Source organism: Xanthomonas indica, from assembly GCF_040529045.1.
GTDB lineage: Bacteria > Pseudomonadota > Gammaproteobacteria > Xanthomonadales > Xanthomonadaceae > Xanthomonas_A > Xanthomonas_A indica.
On the sequence record NZ_CP131914.1, the window covers coordinates 1,758,740 to 1,784,222 of the forward strand.

General features: G+C 70.7%; 19 protein-coding genes and 2 pseudogenes. 9 read left to right on the forward strand and 12 right to left on the reverse strand.

What is annotated here, in order from left to right; genetic code table 11:
- Window positions 1-225: 225 nt before the first annotated feature.
- The 4 genes from Q7W82_RS07640 to Q7W82_RS07655 form a co-directional block, all read right to left on the reverse strand.
- Window positions 226-1,515 carry a hypothetical protein gene (locus tag Q7W82_RS07640; RefSeq protein ID WP_242160334.1) on the reverse strand — a complete coding sequence of 430 codons (1,290 nt, stop codon included), beginning with the start codon at window positions 1,513-1,515 and terminating at the stop codon, window positions 226-228.
- 291 nt (window positions 1,516-1,806) lie between these two features.
- A complete protein-coding gene (locus Q7W82_RS07645) occupies window positions 1,807-2,961 on the reverse strand; it encodes a glycerophosphodiester phosphodiesterase family protein (protein WP_242160335.1) in 1,155 nt (384 codons plus the stop codon).
- A 209-nt stretch (window positions 2,962-3,170) separates the two neighbouring features.
- Window positions 3,171-4,067 (reverse strand): glycerophosphodiester phosphodiesterase family protein, encoded by an 897-nt coding sequence (locus tag Q7W82_RS07650; protein WP_242160336.1) that lies wholly within the window; start codon window positions 4,065-4,067, stop codon window positions 3,171-3,173.
- Window positions 4,068-4,090: 23 nt separating this feature from the next.
- On the reverse strand, window positions 4,091-6,589 hold the full coding sequence (locus tag Q7W82_RS07655; RefSeq protein WP_242160337.1) for a TonB-dependent receptor: 2,499 nt from the start codon (window positions 6,587-6,589) through the stop codon (window positions 4,091-4,093).
- A 110-nt stretch (window positions 6,590-6,699) separates the two neighbouring features.
- On the opposite strand from Q7W82_RS07655, the gene Q7W82_RS07660 reads away from it, so the two are divergent.
- The gene (locus Q7W82_RS07660; RefSeq protein WP_242160338.1) at window positions 6,700-7,821 is read left to right on the forward strand and encodes an ROK family protein; all 1,122 of its coding nucleotides are present in this window, start codon (window positions 6,700-6,702) and stop codon (window positions 7,819-7,821) included.
- 107 nt (window positions 7,822-7,928) lie between these two features.
- Here Q7W82_RS07660 and Q7W82_RS07665 read toward each other — a convergent pair whose 3' ends face one another.
- From Q7W82_RS07665 to Q7W82_RS07690, 6 genes are all read right to left on the reverse strand, one after another.
- A complete protein-coding gene (locus Q7W82_RS07665) occupies window positions 7,929-9,224 on the reverse strand; it encodes an MFS transporter (RefSeq protein ID WP_242160339.1) in 1,296 nt (431 codons plus the stop codon).
- Window positions 9,225-9,345: 121 nt separating this feature from the next.
- Entirely contained in the window at window positions 9,346-11,394 is a 2,049-nt protein-coding gene (locus tag Q7W82_RS07670; protein WP_242160340.1) for an NADPH-dependent 2,4-dienoyl-CoA reductase, read from the reverse strand.
- Window positions 11,395-11,900: 506 nt separating this feature from the next.
- Window positions 11,901-12,926: a zinc-binding alcohol dehydrogenase family protein gene (locus Q7W82_RS07675; RefSeq protein ID WP_242160341.1), complete on the reverse strand. Its 1,026-nt coding sequence runs from the start codon at window positions 12,924-12,926 to the stop codon at window positions 11,901-11,903.
- 42 nt (window positions 12,927-12,968) lie between these two features.
- Window positions 12,969-14,003 (reverse strand): aldo/keto reductase, encoded by a 1,035-nt coding sequence (locus Q7W82_RS07680; RefSeq protein WP_242160342.1) that lies wholly within the window; start codon window positions 14,001-14,003, stop codon window positions 12,969-12,971.
- Between the two features lie 33 nt (window positions 14,004-14,036).
- Complete coding sequence (locus tag Q7W82_RS07685; protein WP_242160343.1) at window positions 14,037-15,335, reverse strand: SGNH/GDSL hydrolase family protein; 1,299 nt, start codon at window positions 15,333-15,335, stop codon at window positions 14,037-14,039.
- Window positions 15,332-16,579, reverse strand: a complete 1,248-nt coding sequence (locus Q7W82_RS07690; RefSeq protein WP_242160344.1) for an MFS transporter — start codon at window positions 16,577-16,579, stop codon at window positions 15,332-15,334. Before Q7W82_RS07690 ends, Q7W82_RS07685 begins: the two co-directional genes overlap by 4 nt.
- A gap of 99 nt (window positions 16,580-16,678) precedes the next feature.
- Here Q7W82_RS07690 and Q7W82_RS07695 point away from each other — a divergent pair, with 99 nt between their 5' ends.
- The 4 genes from Q7W82_RS07695 to Q7W82_RS07710 all read left to right on the forward strand — a co-directional run bounded on the left by Q7W82_RS07695 (window position 16,679) and on the right by Q7W82_RS07710 (window position 20,658).
- Window positions 16,679-17,590 (forward strand): LysR family transcriptional regulator, encoded by a 912-nt coding sequence (locus tag Q7W82_RS07695; RefSeq protein WP_242160345.1) that lies wholly within the window; start codon window positions 16,679-16,681, stop codon window positions 17,588-17,590.
- 277 nt (window positions 17,591-17,867) lie between these two features.
- Complete coding sequence (locus tag Q7W82_RS07700) at window positions 17,868-18,965, forward strand: OmpA family protein (protein WP_242160346.1); 1,098 nt, start codon at window positions 17,868-17,870, stop codon at window positions 18,963-18,965.
- A 316-nt stretch (window positions 18,966-19,281) separates the two neighbouring features.
- Window positions 19,282-19,776 carry a hypothetical protein gene (locus tag Q7W82_RS07705; protein WP_242160347.1) on the forward strand — a complete coding sequence of 165 codons (495 nt, stop codon included), beginning with the start codon at window positions 19,282-19,284 and terminating at the stop codon, window positions 19,774-19,776.
- A 99-nt stretch (window positions 19,777-19,875) separates the two neighbouring features.
- Complete coding sequence (locus Q7W82_RS07710) at window positions 19,876-20,658, forward strand: pseudouridine synthase (RefSeq protein WP_242160348.1); 783 nt, start codon at window positions 19,876-19,878, stop codon at window positions 20,656-20,658.
- On the opposite strand, the gene Q7W82_RS07715 is transcribed toward Q7W82_RS07710, so the two are convergent.
- Together Q7W82_RS07715 and kbl are read right to left on the reverse strand one after the other, a co-directional pair.
- Window positions 20,609-21,001: an HNH endonuclease gene (locus Q7W82_RS07715; RefSeq protein WP_184502534.1), complete on the reverse strand. Its 393-nt coding sequence runs from the start codon at window positions 20,999-21,001 to the stop codon at window positions 20,609-20,611. The two genes, Q7W82_RS07710 and Q7W82_RS07715, sit on opposite strands and share 50 nt — an antisense overlap.
- A gap of 1 nt (window position 21,002) precedes the next feature.
- Window positions 21,003-22,205, reverse strand: coding sequence for a glycine C-acetyltransferase (gene kbl / locus Q7W82_RS07720; RefSeq protein WP_242160349.1), 1,203 nt, complete (start codon window positions 22,203-22,205; stop codon window positions 21,003-21,005).
- A 194-nt stretch (window positions 22,206-22,399) separates the two neighbouring features.
- Here kbl and Q7W82_RS07725 point away from each other — a divergent pair, with 194 nt between their 5' ends.
- From Q7W82_RS07725 to cysW, 4 genes and pseudogenes are all read left to right on the forward strand, one after another.
- On the forward strand, window positions 22,400-23,422 hold the full coding sequence (locus tag Q7W82_RS07725) for a sulfate ABC transporter substrate-binding protein (RefSeq protein WP_242081654.1): 1,023 nt from the start codon (window positions 22,400-22,402) through the stop codon (window positions 23,420-23,422).
- 4 nt (window positions 23,423-23,426) lie between these two features.
- A pseudogene (locus Q7W82_RS07730) lies at window positions 23,427-23,930 on the forward strand (molybdate ABC transporter permease subunit); the annotation flags it as partial.
- A 156-nt stretch (window positions 23,931-24,086) separates the two neighbouring features.
- Window positions 24,087-24,527 (forward strand): annotated as a pseudogene (locus Q7W82_RS07735) (ABC transporter permease subunit); the annotation flags it as partial.
- The gene (cysW, locus tag Q7W82_RS07740) at window positions 24,527-25,480 is read left to right on the forward strand and encodes a sulfate ABC transporter permease subunit CysW (RefSeq protein WP_242160350.1); all 954 of its coding nucleotides are present in this window, start codon (window positions 24,527-24,529) and stop codon (window positions 25,478-25,480) included. The pseudogene Q7W82_RS07735 and the gene cysW, both read left to right, overlap by 1 nt.
- The last annotated feature ends 3 nt before the right edge of the window (window positions 25,481-25,483 follow it).

A 25,483-nucleotide genomic window follows, 5' to 3' on the forward strand; every position in this document is an offset into this window, starting at 1 on the left:
GTCATGGGGAGGCGGCCTGTCACGGGCCGCCCGGGTGCCGGCAATCTGAAGTCCGGCGGGACCCGCCAAGATGGGCGGATCGGAAGAGGGGCGCACAATAGGCGCCGCTTCCCGAATCGCAACTGAACCCCGGGCCTTGACAGGGTTCACATCTCGCGCGGTGGCAATGCCGTCGTGCCTGGCCGCACGACGGCATGGGCAGTGCCGTGCTGCGGTGCATCACGCTCAGGGGAACTGCTGGCGTTGCATCAGCATTGCGTACACCTTGACCACCGGATCGGCGTGCTCGCTCAGTTGCGCGAGGCGTTGTGCGCGATCAGGCCAGCGTTGCGCCTGATCCGCGAGCACGCGCAGGTCGCCGAACCAGGTGTCGTGGTCTTTCGCATAGTACGGTCCGCTCAGCAGCGTGGCGAGCAGGGCCATGCCGCGATCGCGCGCGGCGCCAGCCGGCGCGTACTCCAGATAGCGCAGCAGTTCGCGCAGGCGCGCGCGCTGCACGCGGCCGCTGTCGTCGCCGGCCGCGGTCTGCTGCAGCACGCCGTGGTCGAGCTGGTCGAGGAACTCCATCGACGCTTTTTCCGTGGCGGGATCGCCGGCACTGGCGGTGGGGTCCAGCAATTGCGCACGGATGTTGTAACCGGCCTGGCGGATCAGCGAGATCGCATCCGCATCGACCGTCAGCGCGGGCACCGGCGGCGCCGGCATGATGCGGTCGGCCGGCACGTCGGCGACGAAGCGCTGCTCAAGCAGCCAATGCTCGCCGAGCACGCTGGACGCACAGCGGGTCTGCGCCAGATGCGCGGCGACATAGCCACGGTAGGCGCCATGCAGGCGCTCGCGCGGCGCGGGGTCGGCCAACTGCTGCAGCAGCAGCGGCATGTCGCCGGCCACGCTCAGTTCGGTGGCGGTGAAGCCGGCATCGTCGCCGCGGATGCGCTCGAACATGCGCACCAGGCTGTCGGCGAGCTGGGCCTGCCCGGCGCTGTCCAGCGGCGCAGCGGCGAGCGCCATCTTCAGCGCCGGGGCAGTGTCGGTTTCGTGTTGCGCCGCGTCCACGCGTGCGGCGAGTGCGCGGGAGCGCGCCGCCGGTTGTGCCGGCTGCAGTGCGCTGGCCAACGCATAGCTCGGGCTCGGATCGTCGAGATCGTCCGCATCGCAACTGCCGGCGCGCGGCGTCGGCAGCGCGGCGAACAGCGTTTGCGCCTGCGCCGGCGTGGCGTGCTGGGCGGCGCGCGTCTGCAGCGTCAGTTGATCCAGGCCGGCGGTGCGCGGCGCGCGCAATTCGTTGTCGCGCTCTTCGTCGATGCTGCCGACGCGGGCCAGGCCAGGCATGCGCCGTTGCGCGCGCTCGGCCAATGCCACGGCCTGTTGCGTCAATCGTTGTGCGGCAGCGGCGCGATCGCCGTCGGCTGGCAGATCGGCGGAGGGGGCGAGGCGCAGCAGCACATCCGCCTGGAAGTCGGCCGGCAGCGCCTGCGCCGCGGCCAGCACCGCGCTGGCAGGCGGTCCGGGCATGGCGCTGCCGGTCGCCGAAACGATGCCCGTGGGTAGCGGGGTCTGCGCGTTTGCCGGGCCGACGTGCGGGTGCGTTGCGAGGGAGGCGGGCGCTGCGCTTTGCGCGCCGTGCGCGGTGGCCGCGCGTTGCAGCAGCGGCACGCACGCGCCGGCGACCAGCAGGGCGAGAAGCAGATGGCGGGGACGTGGGGCGGAACGCATGGGAGCTCCTGAAGGCGGGCGACGGGCTGCACGGCGCAGTGGCGCCGTGCAGGGCCGGGGAGCGCACTCCCCGGCGCAACCATCCAGTGGTCAGTTGTAACGCGCGGTGTTGCGCGGCACGTTGGCGCGGATCACGCCCAGCGGATCGTCGGTGATGATGCTGGTGAAGCCGGCGGTGACCTGCGCGCGGAAGTTCGGACGGTCGTCGGCGGTTTCGTTGCCGAAGTACTTGGTCCGCGTCAGGTAGTCGTCCAGCGACGCGCAGCAGGTGCCGTTGCTGCGCACGTAGTGCTGGCCGTCATGGCTGCTGAGGCGGTATTCGGGCACCGGCGAGAACGCACCGATCGCCTGCTTCTGCGCCTGGTTCTCGGCCAGCAGCTCGGCGGTCGGGTCGCCGCGGCGGGGCTGCTTGTTGCCGATTTCCAGCCAGGCGAACCCGCTCTGCTTGCGCACTTCGGTGATCCAGGCACTGACCCGGCACTGCGGTGTGTTGGGCGCGGTGAAGCCGCACAGGCCGACGTAGTTGTCGGCGATCCGGTCCATGTCGCCCGCATAGACGGTCGGTGCGAACGGCACGCCCTTGGTGAAGCGGGTGATGTCGCTGGGCGTCCTCGGCAGCAGCGAGGCGCTGAACTTCAGCACCACCTGGTTCTGCATCTTGAACGCATTGACCTGGTCTGCCGCGCGCGACACCGCGTCCAGCGACTTCAGGTCCAGCACCACCACCATGTGGTTGGCGTAGTGGCTCACCGCGTCCAGTGCGACACCCAGCGAGGCCGGATGGTCGTTGGTCTTGGCGAAGTTCTTGTCGCGCAGGTACATGTTGATCAGGTCATGGCTGCTCAGGGTGCTGATGTCCGGATTCCAGCCCGACGGATTGGTTGCCGGCTGGAAGATGTTGAAGCCGGGGTTGTGGTCGATGACGCGGCCGGCGTTCTGGTCGTGGAACAGCCACAGCACGCCATCGGACGCCTGCTTGACGTCCAGTTCGATCGCTTCGATGTTCTCGTTGTAGGTATCGAGGATCGAGCAGGTGGAGTTCTCGGCGCAGCCGTTGCCGACCAGCCCGCGATGCGAGATCACCACGACATCGGCGTGATTGCCCTGGTAGGGATTCTTCATCACGTTGAGGATATGCGCCGGGTTCCAGTTGCTGGCGGCCGACGCCATGCCGGACAGTGCGGTCAGCGACGCGCAGGCCAGCGCCAGGGCGAGAACCTTGGCGGGTTTCTTGGGCAGTTTCATGTGCTCTCTTCCGTTCGGGGTTGATGGAATGAAGTGAAGCAGGCGCAGCGCGCTGCAGCCGACGGACGCAGGTGCGTTGTCGTCTGCAGTGCAGTGCTCGAAGCGACGGGCATCGTCCTGGCTTTGCATGCCGCCCGTCTGAAACTGGACTCCTGGCGACGCCGTGCATGGCCATCGCACCGCGTCGCCGGGATTTGGACCGAGACCGGCTACCGTGGCGTGTCCGTGCCGTGCAGGTAGCGTTGCAATGCCAACGGTTCGTCGGTTTGGATCATGCTCACGCCGTGCTGGCGCAGCCCACCCCACACGGCCGCCGGATCGCGCAGCGCACGCTGGTCGGTGTAGCTCGCCGACAGCCGCATCGGCCTGCCGCTGGCGATATCGTTGGTCATGGTGTTGACGAACAGCCGCGCGTGCGGCGCCAGTTCGCGTTGCGCGACGTCCAGCACCTCCGGGTCGTCGAACATCAGTTGCACCACCGCCGGCCGCAAGGATGCGGCGCGGCGCAAGGCCTGCTCGGGCGGCAGCGCCGATTCGCGCTGCAGGTACAGCGCCTGCACCGCGATGTCGGCCTTGCGCGCGCGCTGCAGGATCGCCGCGGGCACATCCAGCGGCACGTTGAGCAGGACGTCGCGTTGCGCGCCGGCGGCCTCCACCGCATCGATCACCCGGTCCAGCGGTGCGGCCTTGATGTCCAGGTTCACCAGCACCTTGCCGCGCGCCAGGGCCAGCGCCTGCGCCAGTGTCGGCGGACGCCGCGCGGTGAGCGTGCTGTCGCGCCCGCCGCCCTGGCTGCGCACACGCAAGGCGGTGATCTGCGCCGCATCCAGATCGGCCACCGCGCCGTGCCCGTCGGTGGTGCGGTCCACGGTGGCGTCGTGCATCAGCACCAGCGCGCCGTCGCGGGTGGTGCGCACGTCGATCTCGACCATGTCCACGCCGCGCGCGATGCAGGCGGCAATGCCGTCCAGCGTATTCTCGGACGCGAACGTCCAGCAGGCCCGGTGCGACACCACCAGCGCCGGCCCGTGCGGATCGCGCAGGCGGTCGGGCAGGCTCGGCGTCGCGGCCATGGCCAGCATCGGCAGCGACAGCGCTGCGCTCATCAGCAGTCTCCGGCAGCACATGCTCACCACCTCCAGGTCAGCGACGCGTTGTAGTTGCGGCCGAAGATCGGCCGCGCGTAGATCGCGTCGGCAGTGCCCTGGCCGGACAGCGTGTCCACGCGCGCATTGCCTTCGGTCAGGCCCAGCGTGTTGCCGACGTTGGCCGCGTGCAGCTGCAGTTCCAGGTGCTCGCTCAACCGCGCGAACAGGCCCAGGTCGTAGGTGGTGTAGGCGGGCAGGGCGGTGGCGTTGGTGTAGTCGACGTAGCGCTGGCCCATGCGATAGGCGGTGGCAGACAGTTCCAGCGGTCGGCCGTCGATGTCGAAGTACAGGGTCGGGCTGATCGAGGCCATGAACTTCGGGATGCGCGAGATCTGCTTGCCGTCCAGGTCGCCGTAGCTGAGGCCGGTGGTCGCGTTGCTCAGGCCGCGCGTCTGCGGATCCTGCAGCGTGGCCGAGCCGGTGATGCCGAACAGCGCCGACGGACGCCAGGTGAACTCCGACTCCAGGCCCAGGGTGCGGGTCTTGCCGACCAGCGCCAGGCTCTGCACCGCCCCGCTGCCGTCGAGCACGATGGCGCTGATCGACAGGTCGTTGAAGCGGCTCCAGAAGCCGACCGTGGAGAACGAGAAGGTGTCGCCGAAGCTGCCGCGCAGGCCGGCCTCGGCCTGGTCGATGTCGGTGACGTCCGCGTTCTGGGTCTGGTAGACGTTCTGCAGCCGCGGCAGGCGCTGCGATTGCGTGTAGCGGGCGAAGGTCTGCAGCTGCGGGGTCAGCGCGAACTCGGCGCCGAGCGTCCACTGCTTGGCATGGCGGTGATCGGTGCGTGGGCTGAACGCCCCGCTGAGACCGCCGACGTTGTCGTCGGCCAGCGTGGTCGGATCGCCGAGATTGCGCGTGGTGGTGGCGTACACGCCGCCGTTGGCGTTGTAGCGGGTATAGCGCACGCCGGCGTCCAGGCCGAGGCGGCCAAAACGCACCGAATCCCACAGGTACGGCGACAGGTAGGTGCCGTGGGCGACGCCGCTGGTGACGCCGTTGCCGTAGCGCACGAAGCCGTTCTGCGTCACCGACCCGACCACGGTGCCGGCGCTGTCGTAGGCCAGCACGTCCAGGCGCTGCGCGTGGTTCTGCAACGTGGTCAGCACGGTGTTCTGCAGCCGGTCCTGGGTGTATTCGAAGTGCTGCACGTCGAGGCCGGCGGTGAGCGTGTGCCGGCCCAGCGCCGTGTCGTCGAACGCCTTGCTCAGGCGCAGGTCGTCGGACAGCGTGCGCAGATGGGTGCGCGCGTTCCACAGGCCGCTCTCCAGCACCAGGCCGTCGGCCGCGGCCGGATCGTAGGCGGCGCCAGTGCGGGTGGTGACGTAGCCGACCCGCGCCACCCGCGCGCCGAAGCCGCTGCGCGCGCGGCCGAGCTGGGTGGTGAGGTAGGCGCCGGCGTCGTAGGGCGCAGCGCCGGAGAACAGCGCGGTGTAGTCCACGTCCGCATCGACGAAGCGCATGCGGTTGTTGAGGGTCAGGCCGTCGCCGAGGTCCCATTCCAGGTGCGTGCCGAGTTGCTTGACCTTGCTGTGGATGCCGTCGGCCAGGTCCAGGTTGCGCGCCAGCGGACCGTTGCCGTCGAAGCTCAGCGCGGTGGTGTGGCGCAGGTCGTTGGACAGCAGCGTGCCGTCCAGCGGATCGAGCAGCGCCGACAGCGACTGCGATGGGTTGCGCGGGTCGGCGAGCGGGATCGGGTTGTAGAAGGCGGTGCGGTCGTCGAGGTACTTGGCGTCGACGTCGAGCACCGCATCGCCCATCAGGAAGGTCAGGTTGCCGCGCACCTGGCCGCCCTGGTCGGCGGTGTAGCCGGTGCGGCGCAGGCCGTCGTCGCTGCGGTGGTAGCCGCCGATGCTGTACAGCACGTTCTCGCTGAGCGGGCCGGCGCTGTAGGCGTCCTCGCGGCGCAGGCCGTCGCTGCCGACGGTCATGCGCACCGCGCCTTCCGGGGTGGCGGTGCCGTGGCGGGTGATGGCGTTGACCGTGCCGCCCGGCGCGTTGGTCGCGAACAGCGGCGAGGTGCCGCCGCGCACCACTTCCAGGCGCTCGGTCATCATGTCCAGCGCGAACAGGGTGTCGACGTTGAAGAAGCTTTCCTGCGGTTCGTCGAACAGGGTCAGGCCGTCTTCCTGGTACTGCACGTAGTACCAGCCGCCCGCGGGCAGGCCGCGCACGTAGAGGTTCTGGCCGCCGCCCTGGCCGCCGGAGGGTTCGGCGGAGAAGCCCGGAACCGCCCGCAGCATGTCCACGCTGCTGGTCGGGGTGCTGCGTTCCAGGCGTTCCCTGGACACCACGCTGATCGCGAACGGTGCGTCCTTCTGCGACTGGCCCTGCGGGGTGCCGGTGACCACGATCTGGTCCAGTGTGGTGGTGGCGTCGGCCGGCGGCGCCGGCGCGTCCTCGGCATGGACGGCGGCGGCGCTGCCGAGGATGGACGCGAGCGCCAGCGCCAGCAGGCTCGGGTGCGGGTGAACGGTGCGCATGAAGACCCCCCATAAAAGAATGTGGGGGTAATACTATTTGTCATGTATGAAACTTCTATGTCCACATGTTAGGTTGTAGCGTTCGTGCATCCATCACGCTTTGTCCGCCTATGCCCCATCCCGATTTCCCGCCACGCGTCAGCGCCGGCGGCCGCCAGTTGCTCGACCGTGTGTTCAAGACCGGGGTGCAGACCCAGGCCGCGCTGAGCCGCGACCTGGCTCTGTCGCAGCCCACCGTGGCGCGCCTGCTGCAGGGCTTCGTGCAGGACCGCATGGTCCAGCTCAGCGCCCGCGCCGCCGAAGGCCGCGGCAATCCCAGCGTCGACGTGCGCTTGGCGCCGGACTACGCCTATGCCTTCGGCATCGGCCTGATGGGCGACGTGGTGGCGCTGGCGCTGGTGGATTTCGCCGGCAACGTGCGTGGCCAGCGCCGCATCGGCCTGGCCGACATGCGCCGCGCGCCGGTGCTGGCGCAGTTGCAGCGGTTTCGTGCCGAGCTACTGGCCGAGACCGGGGTGGACCCGGCGCGGGTGGTCGGCGTGGGCGCGGCGATCTCGGCGTTCTTCACCGGCCAGGGCCGGCAGATGGCCGGGCCGCCGGCGCTGGAGGACTGGACCCAGGTGGACCTGGTGCCGATCCTGGAAGAGGCGCTGGGCTGCGCGGTCACGGTGGAGAACGATGGCGCGGCGGCGGCGGTGGCCGAGAGTCTGTACGGGGTCGGCCGCGACTGCCGCGACTTCGTCTATCTGCATCTGACCAATGGCTTTGGCGGCGGCATCATCGCCGATGGCCGGCTGTTCCGCGGCTACCGCGGCAATGCCGGCGAGTTCGGCGGCATCTGGACCGTCGGCGGCATGGCCTATCCGAATCTGGACGCGCTGCTGTCGCTGGTGCGCGCCGCCGGCCAGGACTATGCCGGGGTGGAGCAGATGCTCGGCGCGATCGACGCGCACACCCCGGGCGTGGACGCCTGGCTGGACATGGCCGAAGCGCCGTTCTCGCAGCTGTGCGCCTACCTGGCCTATGCGCTGGATCCGCAGGCGATCGTGATCGGCGGCCGCCTGCCCGCCGCGATCGGCGCGCGCCTGGTCGAGCGCATCCGCATCCCGCGCGCACCCAACCGGCACGGCCTGGCGCCGCCGCTGCCGCAGTTGTGCACCGCCCGCACCGTCGGCGATGCGGTAACCCTGGGCGCGGCGCTGATGCCGCTGCAGCAGGCGTTCTTCGCCTGAGATGAGCACGGTCGGGCGCGGTACGTCGCTGCGTTCAAGTCAGCGCACGGAGCGGCTTGCAGCGCGGCAACGTCCCCCGGCGAGCGCGCCGGCCGTGCCACGGCGCCTCAAGCGCTGTGGGCGCTCGTCGCCACGCCGACGCCGAGCGGGAGCGACCGGCGGCGCCCGGTGAGCAGCGCCAGCAGCAGGCACAACGCCCCGCACAGCAGCGGGCCCGCCGCCATGGCCCAGCACAGCAGGGTGCAGTGCCCGTCGCGGTAGGCCAGCGCATCCAGCAGCAGGCCGATCAGCACCACGCCCGCGGCCAGCGCGACCTGCGCGGCGGCGGTCAGTGCGGCGAAGCACAGCGCGTGCTCGGCGACCGCGCGCGTCGCGGTGCACTGCGCATGCCAGGCCCACACCAGTTGTCCGCCGCTGCCGCCGATGGCGCCGATGCAGGCTGCCGCCGCCAGGCTCAGCAGCGGCTGCGCCGGCAACGCCAGCGCGAACAGCGGCGCGCACAGCAGCAGGGCACCACCGAGCCAGGCCAGCCGTTGCGCCGGCGTGCGCTGCCGGCCCCAACGCGCGGCCAGCGGCTGCACCAGCACCGTGCCGAGTGCATAGGCGATCAGCACCGCACTGCCCCAGCCGGGCGAGAGCAGGCCGTACGCGGCCACGTACGGGGCGAGCTTGGTGAACGCAGGCAGGGTCAGCGACACCGCCGCGATCAGCGCCAGCGGCTGCCAGGGAATCGCGCGCCAGGAGGGTGCTGGGTCGGGTACAGCCACGGCCGTCGCGCCGGCCGGTGCCGGGTGGGCGGTCGTGGCACGACACAGCACCCGCTGCAACTGCCAGGCGCACAGCATCGCCACGGCCGCCAGCACCGCGCTGGCCTGCAGCGCCAGGCTGCCGCCATCGGCGCCGCGCGCCAGCACCGCGCCGACCACGCTGCTGATCAGCAGCGCCGCGGCGCCGCTGCCGGCCAGGCGCAACGCACTGGCGCCGTCGTGGCCGCGCCACGGCCACTGCGCCAGGCTCAGCAAGGTGTTCTGGGCCACGTCGCAGGCGGCGTAGGCGAGCCGGAACAACAGGCTCACCGCCAGCACGTAGCCCAGCCGCAACGGCGGTGGCAGCAGCGGCGTGGCGAACACCAGCAGCAGCGCCAGCGCCGCGGCGGCCAGGCCGTGCCATTGCAGGCGTCCGGCGCTGCGCACGTCGCGCAGGCGCCGGCGCAGGCCCCAGCCGGCGCCGAGGCCGATCGCGGCGCTGAGCAGCAGGCCCAGCGCCAGCACCACGCCGGCCGCGATCGCGCGCAGGCCGGCGTGTTCGGTCAGCGAATAGATCAGCAGCAGTTCGCCGGCGTACCACAGCAGGCTCTTGCCGAAATGCGCGCCGGCATACGCCGCTAGGGCCGCGTGCGGCAAGCGGGGCAGAGCGGGCAGTGGCGAGGGGCGCGGCATGCCCAGGCTTATAGCCGCACGATGCGACAGCACCAAGTCCGCTGCCCTGGCCGGCGGCCTCCCGACGGCCGGCGCGAGGCGCGCCCTACAGCTGCGCGGCCAGCCGGCTGCCCTGGGCGATGGCGCGCTTGGCGTCCAGTTCGGCGGCGACGTCGGCGCCGCCGATCAGGTGCGGGCTGCGGCCGGCGGCCAGCAGCGCCGCCTGCAGGTCGCGGCGGGGTTCCTGGCCGGCGCAGATCACCACCGTGCCGACGGGCAACAGTTGCTCGGTACCGTCCACGCGGATGCGCAGCCCGCTGTCGTCCACGCCGAGGTATTCGACGCCGCCGAGCATGGTCACGCCCTTGGCCTTGAGCGTGGCGCGATGGATCCAGCCGGTGGTCTTGCCCAGCCGTGCGCCGGGCCGGCCCGGGCTGCGCTGCAGCAGCCACACGCCGCGCGCCGGCGGCTCCGGGCGCGGCTTGCACAGCGCGCCGCGGCCCTCGAACTGCGGGTCCACGCCCCACTCGGCCATCCACCGTGCCGGGTCCAGTGCGGTCGACGCACCGGCGTGCACCAGGAACTCGCCGACATCGAAGCCGATGCCGCCAGCGCCGATGATCGCCACCTTGTCCGCCGCCTGCACCCGTCCCTGCAGCACGTCCAGGTAGCTGACCACGCTGGGATGGTCGGCGCCGGGGAAGTCCACCGCGCGCGGCACGATGCCGGTGGCCAGCACCACCTCGTCGAAGTCGGCCAGCAACGCCGCATCGGCGGTGGTCTGCAGGCGCAGCTCCACGCCGGTGGCGTCGATCTGGTGGCGGAAGTAGCGCAACGTCTCGTGGAATTCCTCCTTGCCGGGAATCCGCTTGGCCACGTTGAACTGGCCGCCGATCTCGCCGGCGCTGTCGAACAGGGTGACGCGGTGGCCGCGTTGCGCCGCGACGGTGGCGCAGGCCAGGCCGGCCGGGCCTGCGCCGACCACGGCGATGCGCTTGGGTGCGCGGGTCGGCAGGTAGTTCAGTTCGGTCTCGGCGGCCGCGCGCGGGTTGACCAGGCAACTGGCGGTCTTGTTCTCGAACACGTGGTCCAGGCAGGCCTGGTTGCAGGCGATGCAGGTGTTGATCGCCTGCGCCTGGCCGCGCTGGGCCTTGTTCGCCCATTCCGGGTCGGCCAGCAGCGGCCGCGCCAGCGACACCATGTCGGCGCCGCCGCCGGCGAGGATGCGCTCGGCCACGTCGGGCATGTTGATGCGGTTGGTGGCGATCAGCGGCAGCCGCACGTGCGGCTTGAGCTTGGCGGTGACCGCGGCGAAGGCGGCGCGCGGCACCGAGGTGGCGATGGTCGGCACCCGCGCTTCGTGCCAGCCGATGCCGGAGTTGATGAGGGTCGCGCCGGCAGCCTCGATCGCCTGCGCCTGCAGCACGATCTCCTGCCAGTCGCTGCCGTCCTCGACCAGGTCCACCAGCGACAGGCGGTAGACGATGATGAAGTCCGGCCCGCAGGCGGCGCGGATGCGGCGCACGATCTCCACCGCGAAGCGCATGCGCTTGGCGGCGTCACCGCCCCAGGCGTCGCTGCGGCGATTGCTGCGCGGGGCGATGAACTCGTTGATCAGATAGCCTTCCGAGCCCATCACCTCGACGCCGTCGTAGCCGGCCTCGCGGGCGAGCCTGGCGGCATGCGCGTAGGCATCGATCTGGCGTTCGACGCCGCGGGCCGACAGCGCGCGCGGGGTGAACGGATTGATCGGTGCCTTCAGCTTCGACGGTGCCACCGACAAGGGGTGATAGGCGTAGCGGCCGGCGTGCAGCAATTGCAGGCAGATCTTGGCGCCATGCGCGTGCACCGCGGCGGTGACCTGCCGGTGCGGGCGCACCTCCCATGGCCAGGACAGCTTGCCGCCGAACGGCTTCAGCCAGCCGACCACGTTCGGGGCGAAGCCGCCGGTGACGATCAACCCCACGCCGCCGGCGGCGCGCTCGGCGAAGTACGCGGCCAGCTTGGGGAAGTCGCGGGCGCGGTCTTCCAGGCCGGTGTGCATGGAGCCCATCAGGATGCGGTTTCGCAGCTGGGTGAAGCCCAGGTCCAGTGGGGCGAACAGGTGCGGGTAGGCGGCGGGGGCGGGTTCGGGCTGGCCGGAGGCGGGCGACATGGCGTGGATACGCAGGCGTACGGAAGGGCGCAGGGTGCCGTGAAACCCGGCTGGCGGCAAGAGGGGTGTTGCTTCACGTGGACATGGATGTCTCGGTTCGGACGCTGGGATTTGAAGCTTTCAGCTTTTGAAGCAAGGGCAAAGGCTTCCGCTGACGCGGGTCACTTTTCTTTGCTTGTGCAAAGAAAAGTAACCAAAAGAAGCGCTTCACCACAGCCGAAGGCTGGTCAAGCACACCCCGCAGCGCGCCCTCCGCGCTTCGCGCTCCGGGTCCGCAGCCACGTCGGGCATTTTCCGACGGCACATCCATGTGCCGGCGGAAAACGACGCGCATCCTGCGCGTCGCCCTTCGGGTATTCGCCCGCCGTGTCTGCCGCGCTGAGGGGACCCGGTAGATCAAGAGCACAACAAAGGCAGAAGCACAGCAAGAGCAAGAGCAACAGCAAATCGGGAGCGACTACGGCCGGCGGGGCGGCCACGCTAATGCTTGGTCACCGCGCCGCCGTTCAGTCGCCCCAGCCGACCAGCGCCAGTTTGCCGATGGTGCTGCCCGACTCCAGGCGGCGGTGCGCCTCGCGCAGGGTGGTGGCGTTGATCGGGCTCAGTGTCTCGGTCAGGGTGGTGCGCAGTTCGCCTGCGTCCACCAGGCTGGCGGTGCGCGCCAGGATGCGGTGCTGTTCGATCATGTCCCCGGTGCGGAAACGGGCGCGCGCGAACATCATTTCCCAGTGGATGCCGATGCACTTGGCCTTGTACGGGTCGCCGATGTGCAGCGGGCCGCTCGGTTCGACGATCAGGCCGACGTGGCCCTGCGGCGCCAGCAGTTCGCCCAGCGCCTGCCAGTAGCGGTCGGTGTCGGCCAGGTTCAGCGCCGCGTCCACCTGGTCGATGCCCAGCGCCTGCAGCTGCGGCGCCAGCGCCTGGCGATGGTCGATCACGTGGTGCGCGCCGAGTTGCAGGCACCAGTCGCGGGTCTGCGGGCGCGAGGCGGTGGCGATCACCTCGAAGCCGGCATGCCGCGCCAGCTGGATCGCGATCGAGCCGACCCCGCCGGCACCGCCGATCACCAGCAGGCGGCGGCCGCGGTTGTGTTCGTCGTCGAAGTCGAACGGCATGCGCTGGAACAGCAGTTCCCAGGCGGTCAGGGTGGTCAGCGGCAGCGCCGCGGCCTGGGCGAAGTCCAGCGTGGAGGGCTTGCGCGCGACGATGCGCGCATCCACCAGTTGGTACTGCGCGTTGCTGCCGGCGCGGGTGATGTCGCCGGCGTAGTAGACCTCGTCGCCCGGTTCGAAGCCGTCGACGTCGGCGCCGACCGCCTCGACCACGCCGGCGGCGTCATAGCCCAGCACCTTGGGCTGGCCGTCGGGCGTGCCCTTGGCGCGGACCTTGGTGTCCACCGGGTTGACCGAGACCGCCTCCACCCGCACCAGCAGGTCGTGGCCGCCCGGCGCGGGCGGCGTCGGCAGGTCGAGGTCGTGCAGTGACTGGGGATCGTCGATCGGCAGGGGGTGGAGGGTGGCGACCGCTTTCATGGAGGCTCCTGGACGTGAGGGAAAGGAGGGCACGGCCGCGGCTCAGACCGGCCGCGGATTGCGCTCGGCGAAGCCGCGCTGGTGCCAGTACGGATACGCCGGTACCGCTGCGCTGGCCGCATCCAGCTGTTGCACGTGGGCGGCATCGAGCGTCCAGCCGACCGCTCCCAGATTCTGCCGCAACTGCTCCTCGGTCCGTGCGCCGATGATCACGCTGCTGACCGTCGGCCGCTGCAGCAGCCAGTTCAGCGCGATCTGCGGCACGCTCTTGCCGGTCTCGGCGGCGATCGCCTCGAGCGCGTCGATCACGCGGTACAGGTGCTCTTCCTGCACCGGCGGGCCGGCCTCGGTGACCGCCTTGTCGTGCAGACGGCTGCTGTCCGGCAGCGGCTGGCCGCGGCGCAGCTTGCCGGTCAGCCGGCCCCAGCCCAGCGGGCTCCACACCAGCGCGCCCACGCCCTGGTCCAGGCCCAGCGGCATCAGTTCCTCTTCGTAGTCGCGGCCGATCAGCGAGTAATAGGCCTGGTGCGCGACATAGCGCGACCAGCCGTGGCGGTCGGCCACCGCCAGCGATTTCATCAGCTGCCAGCCGGAGAAGTTGGACACGCCCAGGTAGCGGATCTTGCCGGCACGCACCAGGTCGTCGAGCGTGGACAGGGTTTCCTCCACCGGCGTGTGCGCGTCGAAGCCGTGCAACTGGAACAGGTCGAGGTAGTCGGTGCCCAGGCGGGTCAGCGCCGTCTCCACTGCGCGAATCAAATGGAAGCGCGAGGAGCCGACGCTGTTGGGCGCCTCGCGGTCGAAGCGGAAGCCGGCCTTGGTCGAGAGCAGCACCTGGTCGCGGCGGCCCTTGATCGCCGCGCCCAGCACCGATTCGGCGGCGCCGCTGGAGTAGACGTCGGCGCTGTCGAACAGGGTGACGCCTGCCTCCAGGCAAATGTCGATCAGGCGCCGCGCCTGATCCACATCCGAATTGCCCCAGGCGGCGAAGAAGGGGTTGGTGCCGGCGAAGGTGCCGGTGCCGAAGCTGAGCACGGGGACCTTGAAGCCGGAGGCGCCGAGATGACGGTATTCCATGGTGAACTCCTGATGGTGGGAAGGGGAGGCAGGTCAGTGCGCGGCGGCGCTGGCGGAGGTGACGGCCGCGGACGTGGCCGGTGCAGCGGGCGCGTCGGCGCCGAGCAGTTGCGCGGCGGCCTCGGCGATGGCCGCATAGCCGGCGTCGCCGGGATGCAGGTGATCGCCCGAGTCGAAGTCCGCGCGCAGCCGCGTGGGATGTGCGGGGTCGCGCAGCAGCGCATCGAGATCCAGGATCGCGTCGAAGCCGTTATCGGCGCGTAGCCAGGCGTTGACCTGCTGGCGCACGGCGTCCTTCTGCGGGCTGTAGTAGCCGGGGATCGGCGAGTCGGGCAGCGCGCCCTCGAACGGCGTGAGGGTGGCGCCGATCACCCGCAGGCCGCGCGCCTGCGCGCGCTGCAGCAGTTGTTGGTAGCCGGCGATCAGTTCCTCGGCCGACACGGGGACGTCGTCCGGCGCGAACGGCGTGGCATACCAGCTGATGTCGTTGATGCCCATCAACAGGATCAGGGTCTCCACGCCGGGCTGCGCCAGCACGTCGCGGTCCAGCCGCGCCAGCGCGTTGCGGCCCATGCGGTCGCGCAGCACGCGGCCGCCGGAGATGCCGGCGTTGAGGACCGCCACCCGTTGCGCCGCCAGCCGCGTGGCCAACTGGTCCGGCCAGCGCCGGTCCTGTCCCGGCGTCGAGGCGGCGCCGTCGGTGATCGAGTCACCCAGCGCCACCACTGCGCCGACGGCGTCGGCGCGACGCACCTGGATGCCGCTGACGAACAGCCGCACCGGCAGCGCGCTGACGCCGGCCAACGTGGTGTCGGCGGTGTGCTCGCCGTCGGCCAGCCACGCGCTCTGCAGGCCTTCCCAGTGGAAGGTGGACGGCGCGGTGGGCTGCGGCAGGTACAGGCTGACGCTGAGCCGGGCCAGGTCCGGCACGCGCAGCGTCACCGGGTCGCTGAGCACCGGCGCGCCTGGCGGCACAGTCACCTCGGTCTTGCCGCCGAAGCGCAGTGGCCGCTGCGAGCCGGGCAGGGTCGCAGCGCCATCGCCGGCCAGCGCCAGCGACGCGGCGCCGATGTGCAGCGGCGCATCGCCATAGGCGTTGCTCAGTTCCACCCGCACCTCGTTGCCGCCCAGGCTGACCCGCGCCACCTGGCGCACGGTCTGCCGCCACAGGTGGAACGGCGTCTGCGTCGGGAACGGGAAGTCCGCGCCCCACAGCGGCTGCGGGCTGGCTTGCCAGGTCGCGATCCAGTCGCGCGGCGCGGCGCCGGCCGGCAGCGCAAGCGTGCCCAGCAGCGCTGTCGTCAGCGCGGCCTTCGCCAGCGTCCGGCTCATGCCGCACCGCCCGCGGTGCAGTCCGCACCGGTGCTGGCCGCGCGCGAGGCGGTGGCCGGCGACAACCGCAGCGCGCCCAGCGCCACCGCCAGTCCGGCCAGGGTCAGCAGCGCCGCCACCCACGGCAGTTGCGACAGGCTGCCGCCATGGCCGAGCACCAGGCCGCCGAGCCAGGCACCCAGCGCATTGCCCAGGTTGAACGCACCGATGTTCAGGCTGGAGGCCAGATGCCGGCCGGCCTCGCCGGCCTTGCCCAGCACCCACACCTGCAGCGGCGCCACCGTGGCGAACGCGGCCACGCCCAGCAGGCCGATGCCCAGCGCCATCGCCGGCGCCGAGGGCAGGGCGAGGGTCAGCGCCGCCAGCACCACGGCCAGCACGCCCAGGCTCAGCGGCAGCGCCTGCCGCGGGCGGCGGTCGGCCAGCCGCCCGCCGAGCACGTTGCCGACGATCATGCCCACGCCGAACACCAGCAGCAGCGGCGACACCGCGCTATCGGAAACCCCGGTGACCTGGGTCAGCAGCGGCTGCACGTAGGTGTACACGGCGAACACGCCGGCATAGCCCAGCACCGTCGTCGCCAGGCCCAGCAGCACCGGCGCGCGGCCCACCGCGCGCAGTTCCTCGCGCAGCGGCGGCGCCGGCGTGGCATCGCGGTCGGCCGGCACCAGCGCCGCGATCACCACGGTGGCCAGCGCGCCGATCGCCGCCACCGCCCAGAACGTGGCGCGCCAGCCGTACTGCAGGCCCAGCCAGGCGCCGGCCGGCACCCCGAGCAGGGTCGCGACGGTGAGGCCGGTGAACATGGTCGAGATCGCCGAGGCCTTGCGCTGCGGCGGCACCAGCGTGGTCGCGACCACCGCGCCGACGCCGAAGAAGGTGCCGTGCGCCAGCGAGGTCACCACCCGCGCCGCCATCAGCGCCGCATAGCTCGGCGCCAGGGCGCAGGCCAGGTTGCCGACAGTGAACACCAGCATCAGTGCCAGCAGCACGCGCTTGCGCGGCCAGCGCCGGCTGGCCACGGTCAGCAGCGGTGCGCCGAGGAACACGCCCAGCGCATAGCCGGAGATCAGCAGTCCCGCAGCGGGGACGCTGACCTGCAGGTCGGCAGCGACCTGCAGCAGGCCCATGATCACGAATTCGGTGGTGCCGATGCCGAAGGCGCCGGCGGTCAGCGCGTACAGCGCGAGCGGAGTGCGCCCGGCAGCGGGCGGATGCGGAGGTGAGGCGAGCGAGGCGGCCATGCGGCGGCTCCGGAGTGGCGGGAGGACGGGCAGCCTAGGCCTGCAGGTTCTCAGTAAAAACAGTAAAAATATTGAACGACTTTCAATGGAATCCACACAATGGACCGGATCGGCGACATCGCCCTGTTCCTGCGCGTGCTCGACCTCGGTTCGATCAGCGCCGCCGCGCGCAGCCTGGACCTGTCGGTGGCGGTGGCCAGCCAGCGGCTGCAGCGGCTGGAACGCGCGCTCGGCGTGCGCCTGCTGCACCGGACCACGCGGCGCCTGCACCCGACCCCGGAAGGCCTGCAACTGGCCGAGCAGGGGCGGCCGCTGGTCGAGGACCTGGAATCGCTGGCCGGCGGCCTGCGCCAGGCCGGTGTCGCCGCCGCCGGCACCCTGCGGGTGACGATGTCGGCGGCGTTCGGGCGCCTGTACGTGTCGCCGCTGCTGCCGCGGTTCATGGCGCTGCACCCGCAGGTGCGGCTGAGCGTGCACCTGAGCGACAACGTCGTGGACCTGGTCAGCGAAGGCTTCGACCTGGCGATCCGGATCGGCACGCTGCGCGATTCCAGCCTGGTCGCGCGGCGCCTGGCCGGCAACCGGCGCATGCTCTGCGCCTCGCCCGACTACCTGCGCCGCCACGGCACCCCGGCCACGCCGGCCGACCTGGCCGCGCACGCCTGCCTGCTGTTGACCGGCAGCGACGGCCGGCAGGACACCTGGCGGCTGCAGGGGCGCGACGGCGAAATCGCCGTCCGCGTGGCCGGGCCGCTGGAGACCAACTTCGGCGAGGTGCTGCGCGATGCCGCCGTCAACGGCCAGGGCATCGCCCTGCATTCGGAATGGCACGTGGCCGAGGATCTGCGGCAGGGGCGGCTGTGCCAGGTGCTGGCCGACTACCCGCTGACCGAGACCGGCATCTACGCGGTGATGCCGCAGCGCCGGCTGGTGCCGCCGCGGGTGCGGGCCTTCGTCGACTTCATGCAGGCCGAGCTGGCCGATCCGCCGCCGTGGGCGCGACCGCGGTGAGACCTGGGTCGCCCTGTGGGTCCTTGTCTACGACCGCAAACGGTCACGGGCCTGCCGCATTGCGCGATTTCATTAACCTGTATACGGTGTATCCACGGCCTGGCAGCGGCTGGCGTTGACTTTCACATGTTACGTGCTCGTTAACGCCATCTTCACTATGCCGCGCATAATGTGCGCGGCGATGGCGTGCGGAAACGGCCGTCTGGATGTGACGAGACATCTGTACTGAACCATGCCTCTACCGGTTTCTATCTCCCCGAAACAAGGAGTTGTATTAATGAACAAGAAAATTCTCACCGCCGCGTTGCTGGGCGGTCTGGCCGTCGCCCAGGCAGCGTCCGCGCAGGAATTCGACGACCGCTGGTACCTGACCGGTTCGGCTGGTTTCAACTTCCAGGACAAGGACCGCACCACCAACGATGCGCCCTTCGTCACCCTGGGCCTGGGCAAGTTCATCAACCCGAACTGGTCGCTGGACGGTGAACTGAACTATCAGAACCCGAACTTCGACAACAACCAGGACCTGAACTGGAGCCAGTACGGCATCTCGTTCGACCTGCGTCGCCACTTCATCCAGGAAGGCCGCGGCTGGAACCCGTACCTGCTGTTCGGCCTGGGCTACCAGCGCTCGGAAGAAGAGTTCGACACCGGCGGTCCGGTTTCCCCGGGCCAGCGCAAGGACGGCAACTTTGCCGCCAAGGCCGGCGTCGGTCTGCAGACCACCTTCGACAAGCGCGTTGCCGTGCGTGCCGAAGTGGCCTACCGCGCTGACTTCGACGACCAGAGCGTTGCCGCTCCGTCGCAGAACTGGTTCGGCGACGTGCTGGCTTCGGTCGGCGTCGTGATCCCGCTGGGCCCGCCGCCGGCTGCCCCGGTCGCCCCGCCGCCGCCGCCGGCCGCTGCGCCGAGCTGCGCCGATCTGGACGACGATGGTGACGGCGTCAACAACTGCGACGACAAGTGCCCGAACTCCCAGCCTGGCCAGACCATCGGTCCGGACGGCTGCCCGGTGCCGGTGTCGATCGACCTGAAGGGCGTCAACTTCGACTTCAACAAGGCGAACCTGCGTCCGGACGCCGTGGCGATCCTGGGCGAGGCCACCGAGATCCTGAAGCGCTACCCCGACCTGCGCGTCGAGGTTGCCGGTCACACCGACTCGAAGGGTACCGAAGCCTACAACCAGAAGCTGTCCGAGCGCCGCGCCCGCGTCGTGTACGACTACCTGGTGAAGAACGGCGTCGACGCGTCGCGTCTGGTTGGCCCGATCGGCTACGGCGAGAGCCGTCCGATTGCTCCGAACACCAACCCGGATGGTTCGGACAACCCGGAAGGCCGCGCCAAGAACCGTCGTACCGAGCTGAACGTCCAGAACTAATCGGACGCTTCCAGTCTCAAGCAAAGCCCGGCCTCGTGCCGGGCTTTGTTTTTGTGGGGTGGGGTAATGCAGCGTCCTGGTCCGCGCAGCTTTTCGTAGGAGCGGCTTCAGCCGCGATGGGCTTTCTGGGAGAGCCTGTCGCGGCTGAAGCCGCTCCTACGGCAGGACACAGTCGCTGACCGCTGCCCATGTCAGTCCCAAGCTGAACTTTTTCAGCAATCCCAATTATTTAGCGCATGTAGTGCCGGTAACAGTTGAAAGCGTGCCGGGGCCTGCCTACACTCGCTCGTCGACTCGCCTGAATGGAAAAAAACCGATGCTGCGTATCGTGACGGCCAGCCTGCTCGCGCTTGCCCTGATTCCTGCGGCCCACGCCGCACCGGATTGCTCCGGCGATCTGCTGCCCAAGCCGCTGGCGCTGCCGGCCACGGTCGCCGCACCGGTCGCTTCCGAACTGTTCAGCCGCAACGTGCAGCTGGGCATGCCCAGCGGCGTGCTGACCCAGTCCTACAGCAGCGACCAGTCGCTGGACCGCGTGTTGCTGCGGCTGCGCGCCGAAGGCTGCCAGAGCCTGGCCAACGCCACCCCGGGCGCCGTGAAGCCCAACGATCCGGCCGCCTACAAGCCGGCCACCGCCTTCGACAACACGCCCTGGCGGTTCGACATGAGCCAGAACGGCAAGCGCATGACCGCCGAGGAGTTCGACGCCTGGATGAAGGCGCGCGGCGTCCGCGTGGTCAAGGCCCGTCCGGCCCCGGCCCCGGCGGCCGCCGCCGAGGCGCCGGCGCCGGCCGACGGCAACAAGCAGTAAGAGCTCGACGCGCGGCCGCCCGCGGCCGCGCCCGTTCGCGCAGTGCGAGGGGCCAAGCCGCCGCGTTCCCGCCGTCCGGCGTCGTCCCCGACGGCGACCGTGCGCCCGCGCCTGCCCGCGCGCGACGCCGCACCGGCCACGCCGCGTCACGGCCTGGCCCGCACCCTGTCCAAGCTGGGCCTGTGCTCGCGCACCGAGGCCGCGCGCTGGATCGCCGCCGGCCGTGTCGCGGTCGACGGGCGCATCGTCACCGATCCCGAGTTCCCGATCGTGCAGGGCCGCCACCGGTTGGCCGTGGACGGTGCGCCGCTGGCCGACACCGCACGCCTGTACCTGATGCTCAACAAACCGCGCGGGCTGGTCACCAGTGCGCAGGACGAACGCGGCCGCGACACCGTGTACCGCTGTTTCGATGGCGCCGGCCTGCCGTGGCTGGCACCGGTCGGGCGCCTGGACAAGGCCAGCGAAGGCTTGCTGCTGTTCAGCAACGACCCGCAGTGGGCGGCGCGGGTGACCGATCCGGGCAGCGGCCCGGACAAGACCTACCACGTGCAGGTGGACGCGGTGCCCGACGCGGCGCTGCTGGCGCGGATGTGCGACGGCGTGGTCGCCGAGGGCGAAGCGCTGCGGGCCAAGCAGGTGCGCCTGCTGCGCCAGGGCGAGCGCCATGCCTGGCTGGAGGTGGTACTGGACGAGGGCCGCAACCGGCAGATCCGGCGGCTGCTCGCCGCGCTCGGCCTGGACGTGCTGCGGCTGGTGCGGGTGGCGATCGGCGAGCTGGTGCTGGGCGACCTGGGCAAGGGCGCCTGGCGCGCACTCAGCGCCGCCGAAGTCACGGCGTTGGCGCCGGCGGCGGACGCCAGCGCGCCAGCCGTGCGCTGAGCAACGCGGCAACCACCTCGCGGGCGCGCGCGTCCTGCGGCCCGCGCGCATCGTGGTGGCGGCCCTTGGCGTGATTGCAGCCGGCACAGGCCAGCGCGAGATTGCGCGCGTCGTTCGGATCGTCGCCGACCATGCCGCAGAGCGCCGCTGCGGCGCGGCGGCCGAACCAGGCCTGCGGGACCACGTGTTCGAGCGAGCAGTGGCCCAGCGGTTCGCCGTCGCCGCGTAGATCCAGGCGCCGCCGGCAGTGCAGGCAGCGGCTGCGCCAACCGCCTGCTACGGACTCCGCCTGGGCGTCGGTCTGCGCCGCCAGCAACAGCCGTTGGCGCAGCGCGGCGCGCATCTCAGGCGGCGAGCACGCCCAGTTCGCGGCCGATGCGGGTGAACGCGTCGATCGCCCGGTCCAGGTGCTCGCGGGTGTGCGCGGCGCTGATCTGGGTGCGGATCCGCGCCTGGCCCTTGGGCACCACCGGGAAGAAGAAGCCGATGGCGTAGATGCCTTCCTCCAGTAGCCGCTCGGCGAAGCGCTGCGCCAGCGGCGCGTCGTACAGCATCACCGGGCAGATCGGGTGGGTGCCGGGCTTGATGTCGAAACCGGCGGCGGCCATGCGCTCGCGGAAGTAGGCGGTGTTCTCGACCAGGCGCACGCGCAGCGCGTCGGCGGCGTCGAGCATCGCGAACGCCTTGCTCCCGGCGGCGACCACGTGCGGCGGCAGCGAGTTGGAGAACAGGTAGGGCCGCGAGCGCTGCCGCAGCAGTTCGATCACTTCGCGGCGGCCGGTGGTGAAGCCGCCCAGCGCCCCGCCCATGGCCTTGCCCAGGGTGCCGGTGAAGATGTCGATCTTGTCCAGCACGCCCTTGACCTCGGCCGAGCCGCGGCCGCTGGCGCCGAGGAAGCCGGTGGCATGGCATTCGTCGATGTGCACCAGCGCGTTGTACTGCTTCGCCAGCGCGGTGATCTCGTCCAGCGGAGCGATGAAACCATCCATGGAGAACACGCCGTCGCTGGTGATCAGCTTGGTCTTGCAGCCGGCGGCGTCGGCCGCCTGCAGCTGCGCTTCCAGGTCGGCCATGTCGCAGTTGGCGTAGCGGAAGCGCTTGGCCTTGCACAGGCGCACGCCGTCGATGATCGAGGCGTGGTTGAGCGCGTCGGAGATGATCGCGTCGTGCTCGCCTAGCAGCGGTTCGAACAGGCCGCCGTTGGCGTCGAAGCAGGCGGCGTAGAGGATGGTGTCCTCGGTGCCGAAGAACGCGGCGATCTGCGCTTCCAGCTGCTTGTGCAGGTCCTGGGTGCCGCAGATGAAGCGCACCGAGGCCATGCCGAAGCCGTGCGTGTCCAGCGCGTCCTTGGCGACCTGGATCAGGTCCGGATGATCGGCCAGGCCCAGGTAGTTGTTGGCGCAGAAGTTGAGCACGCGGCGGCCGTCGGCGAGGACGATTTCCGCCGCCTGCGGGCCGACGATGATGCGCTCGGACTTGAACAGGCCCTGGGCGCGGATCGCGTCCAGTTCCTCGGCGTAGTGCTGGGTGAGGCGGGAGTCGGTCATGACGGGCACGCGCGGCGGAAAGAAGCGGCGATTTTACCGCGGCGCCTGCGCCGGCCGCGGCCGTCATGCACAAATGGCATGAGCCGCTGCCCGGAAGTCATTTCACCCGCCGCCTGCCGCTGCGCAGCATGCGTCATGGTCCGCGGCGGGCATCGGCCGCGGCGTCGGTCTGTGTGCTTTTCGGAGAACCGCCCATGTCCAGCCTTCCGCCGCGCCGCTGGCGCCCGCTGCTCGCGCTCGCCTTGTGCGTGTTCGCCGGGGCCGCGGCCGCCGCCGAGACGCAACTGCTCAACGTCTCCTACGATCCCACCCGTGAGCTGTACCGGGACTACAACGCCGCCTTCGCCAAGCACTGGGCGCAACTGCATCCCGGCGAGCAGGTGGCGGTGGAGACCTCGCACGGCGGTTCCGGCAAGCAGGCGCGCGCGGTGATCGACGGGGTCGAGGCCGACGTGGTGACACTGGCGCTGGCCTACGACGTCGATGCGATCGCCGCCAAGAGCAAGCTGATCGATGCGAACTGGGCCACGCGCCTGCCCGACAACAGCGCGCCGTACACCTCGACCATCGTGTTCCTGGTGCGCAAGGGCAATCCGAAAGGCATCAAGGACTGGCCCGACCTGCTGCGCAGCGGCGTGTCGGTGATCACGCCCAATCCCAAGACCTCCGGCGGCGCGCGCTGGAACTACCTGGCCGCCTGGGCCTACGCCGACCACATCTTCAAGGGCGATCGCGAACGCATCCTCAACTACATGCGCGCGCTGTTCCGCAACGTGCCGGTGCTGGACACCGGGGCGCGCGGCGCCACCACCACCTTCGTCCAGCGCGGCATCGGCGACGTGCTGCTGGCCTGGGAGAACGAGGCGTTCCTGGCGCAGCAGGAACTGGGCCAGGACAAGTTCGAGATCGTGGTGCCGAAGCTGTCGATCCTGGCCGAGCCGTCGGTGGCGCTGGTCGACAAGAACGTGGACAAGCACGGCACCCGCGCGGTGGCCGAGGAATACCTGAAATACCTGTACTCGCCGGAAGGGCAGAAGATCGCGGCCAGGCACTACTACCGGCCGCGCCACCCCGAGTACGCCGACCGCGCCGACCTGGCGCGGCTGCCGAAGGTGCGCCTGGTCACCATCGAGCAGGCGTTCGGGTCCTGGGCCAAGGCGCAGGCCACCCACTTCGACGACGGTGGCCTGTTCGACCAGATCCAGGCGAGCAAGTGACGCGATGGCCGTGACCGCCGCCGCCGTTCCCCGCGCACCGCGCCAGCGCCGGGTGATGCCGGGCCTGGGGTTGAGCCTGGGCATCACCCTGACCTGGCTGGGGCTGGTGGTGCTGATCCCCTTGCTTGCGGTGCTGCTCAAGACCAGCGGGCTGGGCTGGGAGGGCGTGTGGCGGGTGTGGAGCGAGCCGCGGGTGCTGGCGGCGTTGCGCTTGAGCTTCGGCACCGCGCTGGCCGCGGCCGCGTTCAATGCGGTGATGGGCACCTGGGTGGCCTGGGTGTTCGTGCGCTATCGCTTTCCCGGCAAGCGCCTGTTCGACGCGATGATCGACCTGCCGTTTGCCCTGCCTACCGCGGTGGCCGGCATCGCCCTGACTGCGCTGTACGGCAGCAACGGCTGGATCGGGCGCTGGCTGGAGCAGCCGGCGCAGGCGTTGGCGGCCAGCCTGCCGGCGCTGGCCTGGTGGTGGCCGCGGCTGGCGCTGCTGCTGGCGCTGGCTGCCATCGGCCATGCGCTGTTGCGACGCAGCCACATGCTGCTGCCGGCGCCGCTGCGCGCGCTGCAGCGCCTGCTCGGCACGCTCGCCGTGCTCAGCCTGGTCGCGCTGGGCGTCGGTGGCCTGCTGTTCGGCTACGCCGCACTGATGCAGGGCAGCGGCGCGGGCGGGATCAAGGTCGCCTACACGCCGCTGGGCATCGTCGTGGCGCTGGTGTTCGTCGGGCTGCCGTTCGTGGTGCGGATCGTGCAGCCGGTGCTGGCCGAGGCCGAGCGCGAACTGGAAGAGGCCGCGGCCACGCTCGGTGCCGGACGCTGGCAGACGGTGCGCCGGGTGCTGCTGCCGACCCTGTGGCCGGCGGTGCTGACCGGATTCACGCTGGCCTTCGCGCGCGGGGTCGGCGAGTACGGCTCGGTGATCTTCATCGCCGGCAACCTGCCCAATGCCACCGAGATCGCGCCGTTGCTGATCACCATCCGCCTGGAGGAATTCGATTACGGCGGCGCCAGTGCGATCGCCGCGGCGATGCTGCTGTTGTCGCTGCTGTCGTTGCTGCTGGTCAACGCGGCACAGGCCTGGTTCGCGCGGCGTGGCAGGGCGGTGACGTGATGGCGTCCGTGGTGTCCGCGCTGGCCGCGCGCGTCCCGGGGCGGGCCGCCGCCACCGTTCCGGTGCAGCTGCCGGCCTCGGTGGTCGACGAGCCGCGCTGGGTGCAGCGGCTGCTGATCGGCGGTGCGCTGCTGTTCCTGCTGGCGTTCCTGCTGCTGCCCTTGTTGCTGGTGTTCGTCGAGGCCTTGCGCAGCGGCGCCGACGTGTTCTGGCGCGCGATCTCCGATCCGGACGCGCTGGCGGCGATTCGCCTGACCCTGCTGGTCGCGGCGATCGTGGTGCCGTTGAACCTGGCGTTCGGCGTGGCCGCGGCCTGGGCGGTCAGCAAGCATCGCTTCCCCGGCAAGCGCCTGCTGGTGAGCCTGATCGATCTGCCGTTCTCGGTGTCGCCGGTCGTCGCCGGGCTGCTGTTCATCCTGATCTTCGGCCGCAACGGTTGGGCCTGGCCGTTGATCGACGAGGGCGTGCGGCTGTCCCTGCCGCTGCTGGGCGAGGTGGTGCTGCGCCTGCCGCGCATCGTGTTCGCGCTGCCGGGCATCGTGCTGGCCACCACCTTCGTCACCTTTCCCTTCATCGCCCGCGAGCTGATGCCGCTGATGGAGCAGCAGGGCAACGACGAGGAACTGGCGGCGCTGAGCCTGGGCGCCAGCGGCTGGCAGACCTTCCTGCGGGTGACCTTGCCGAACATCCGCTGGGGCCTGCTGTACGGCGTGCTGCTGTGCAGTGCGCGGGCGATGGGCGAGTTCGGTGCGGTGTCGGTGGTGTCCGGGCACATCCGCGGGCGCACCAACACGCTGCCGCTGCATGTGGAGATCCTCTACAACGAATACGCCTACAGCGCCGCCTTCGCCTGCGCCAGCCTGCTGGCGCTGACCGCGCTGCTGACGCTCGCCGTGAAGTCCTGGCTGCACTGGCGCCACGGCGCGGCGCTGGCCGCCACTCACCGACACTGAGGT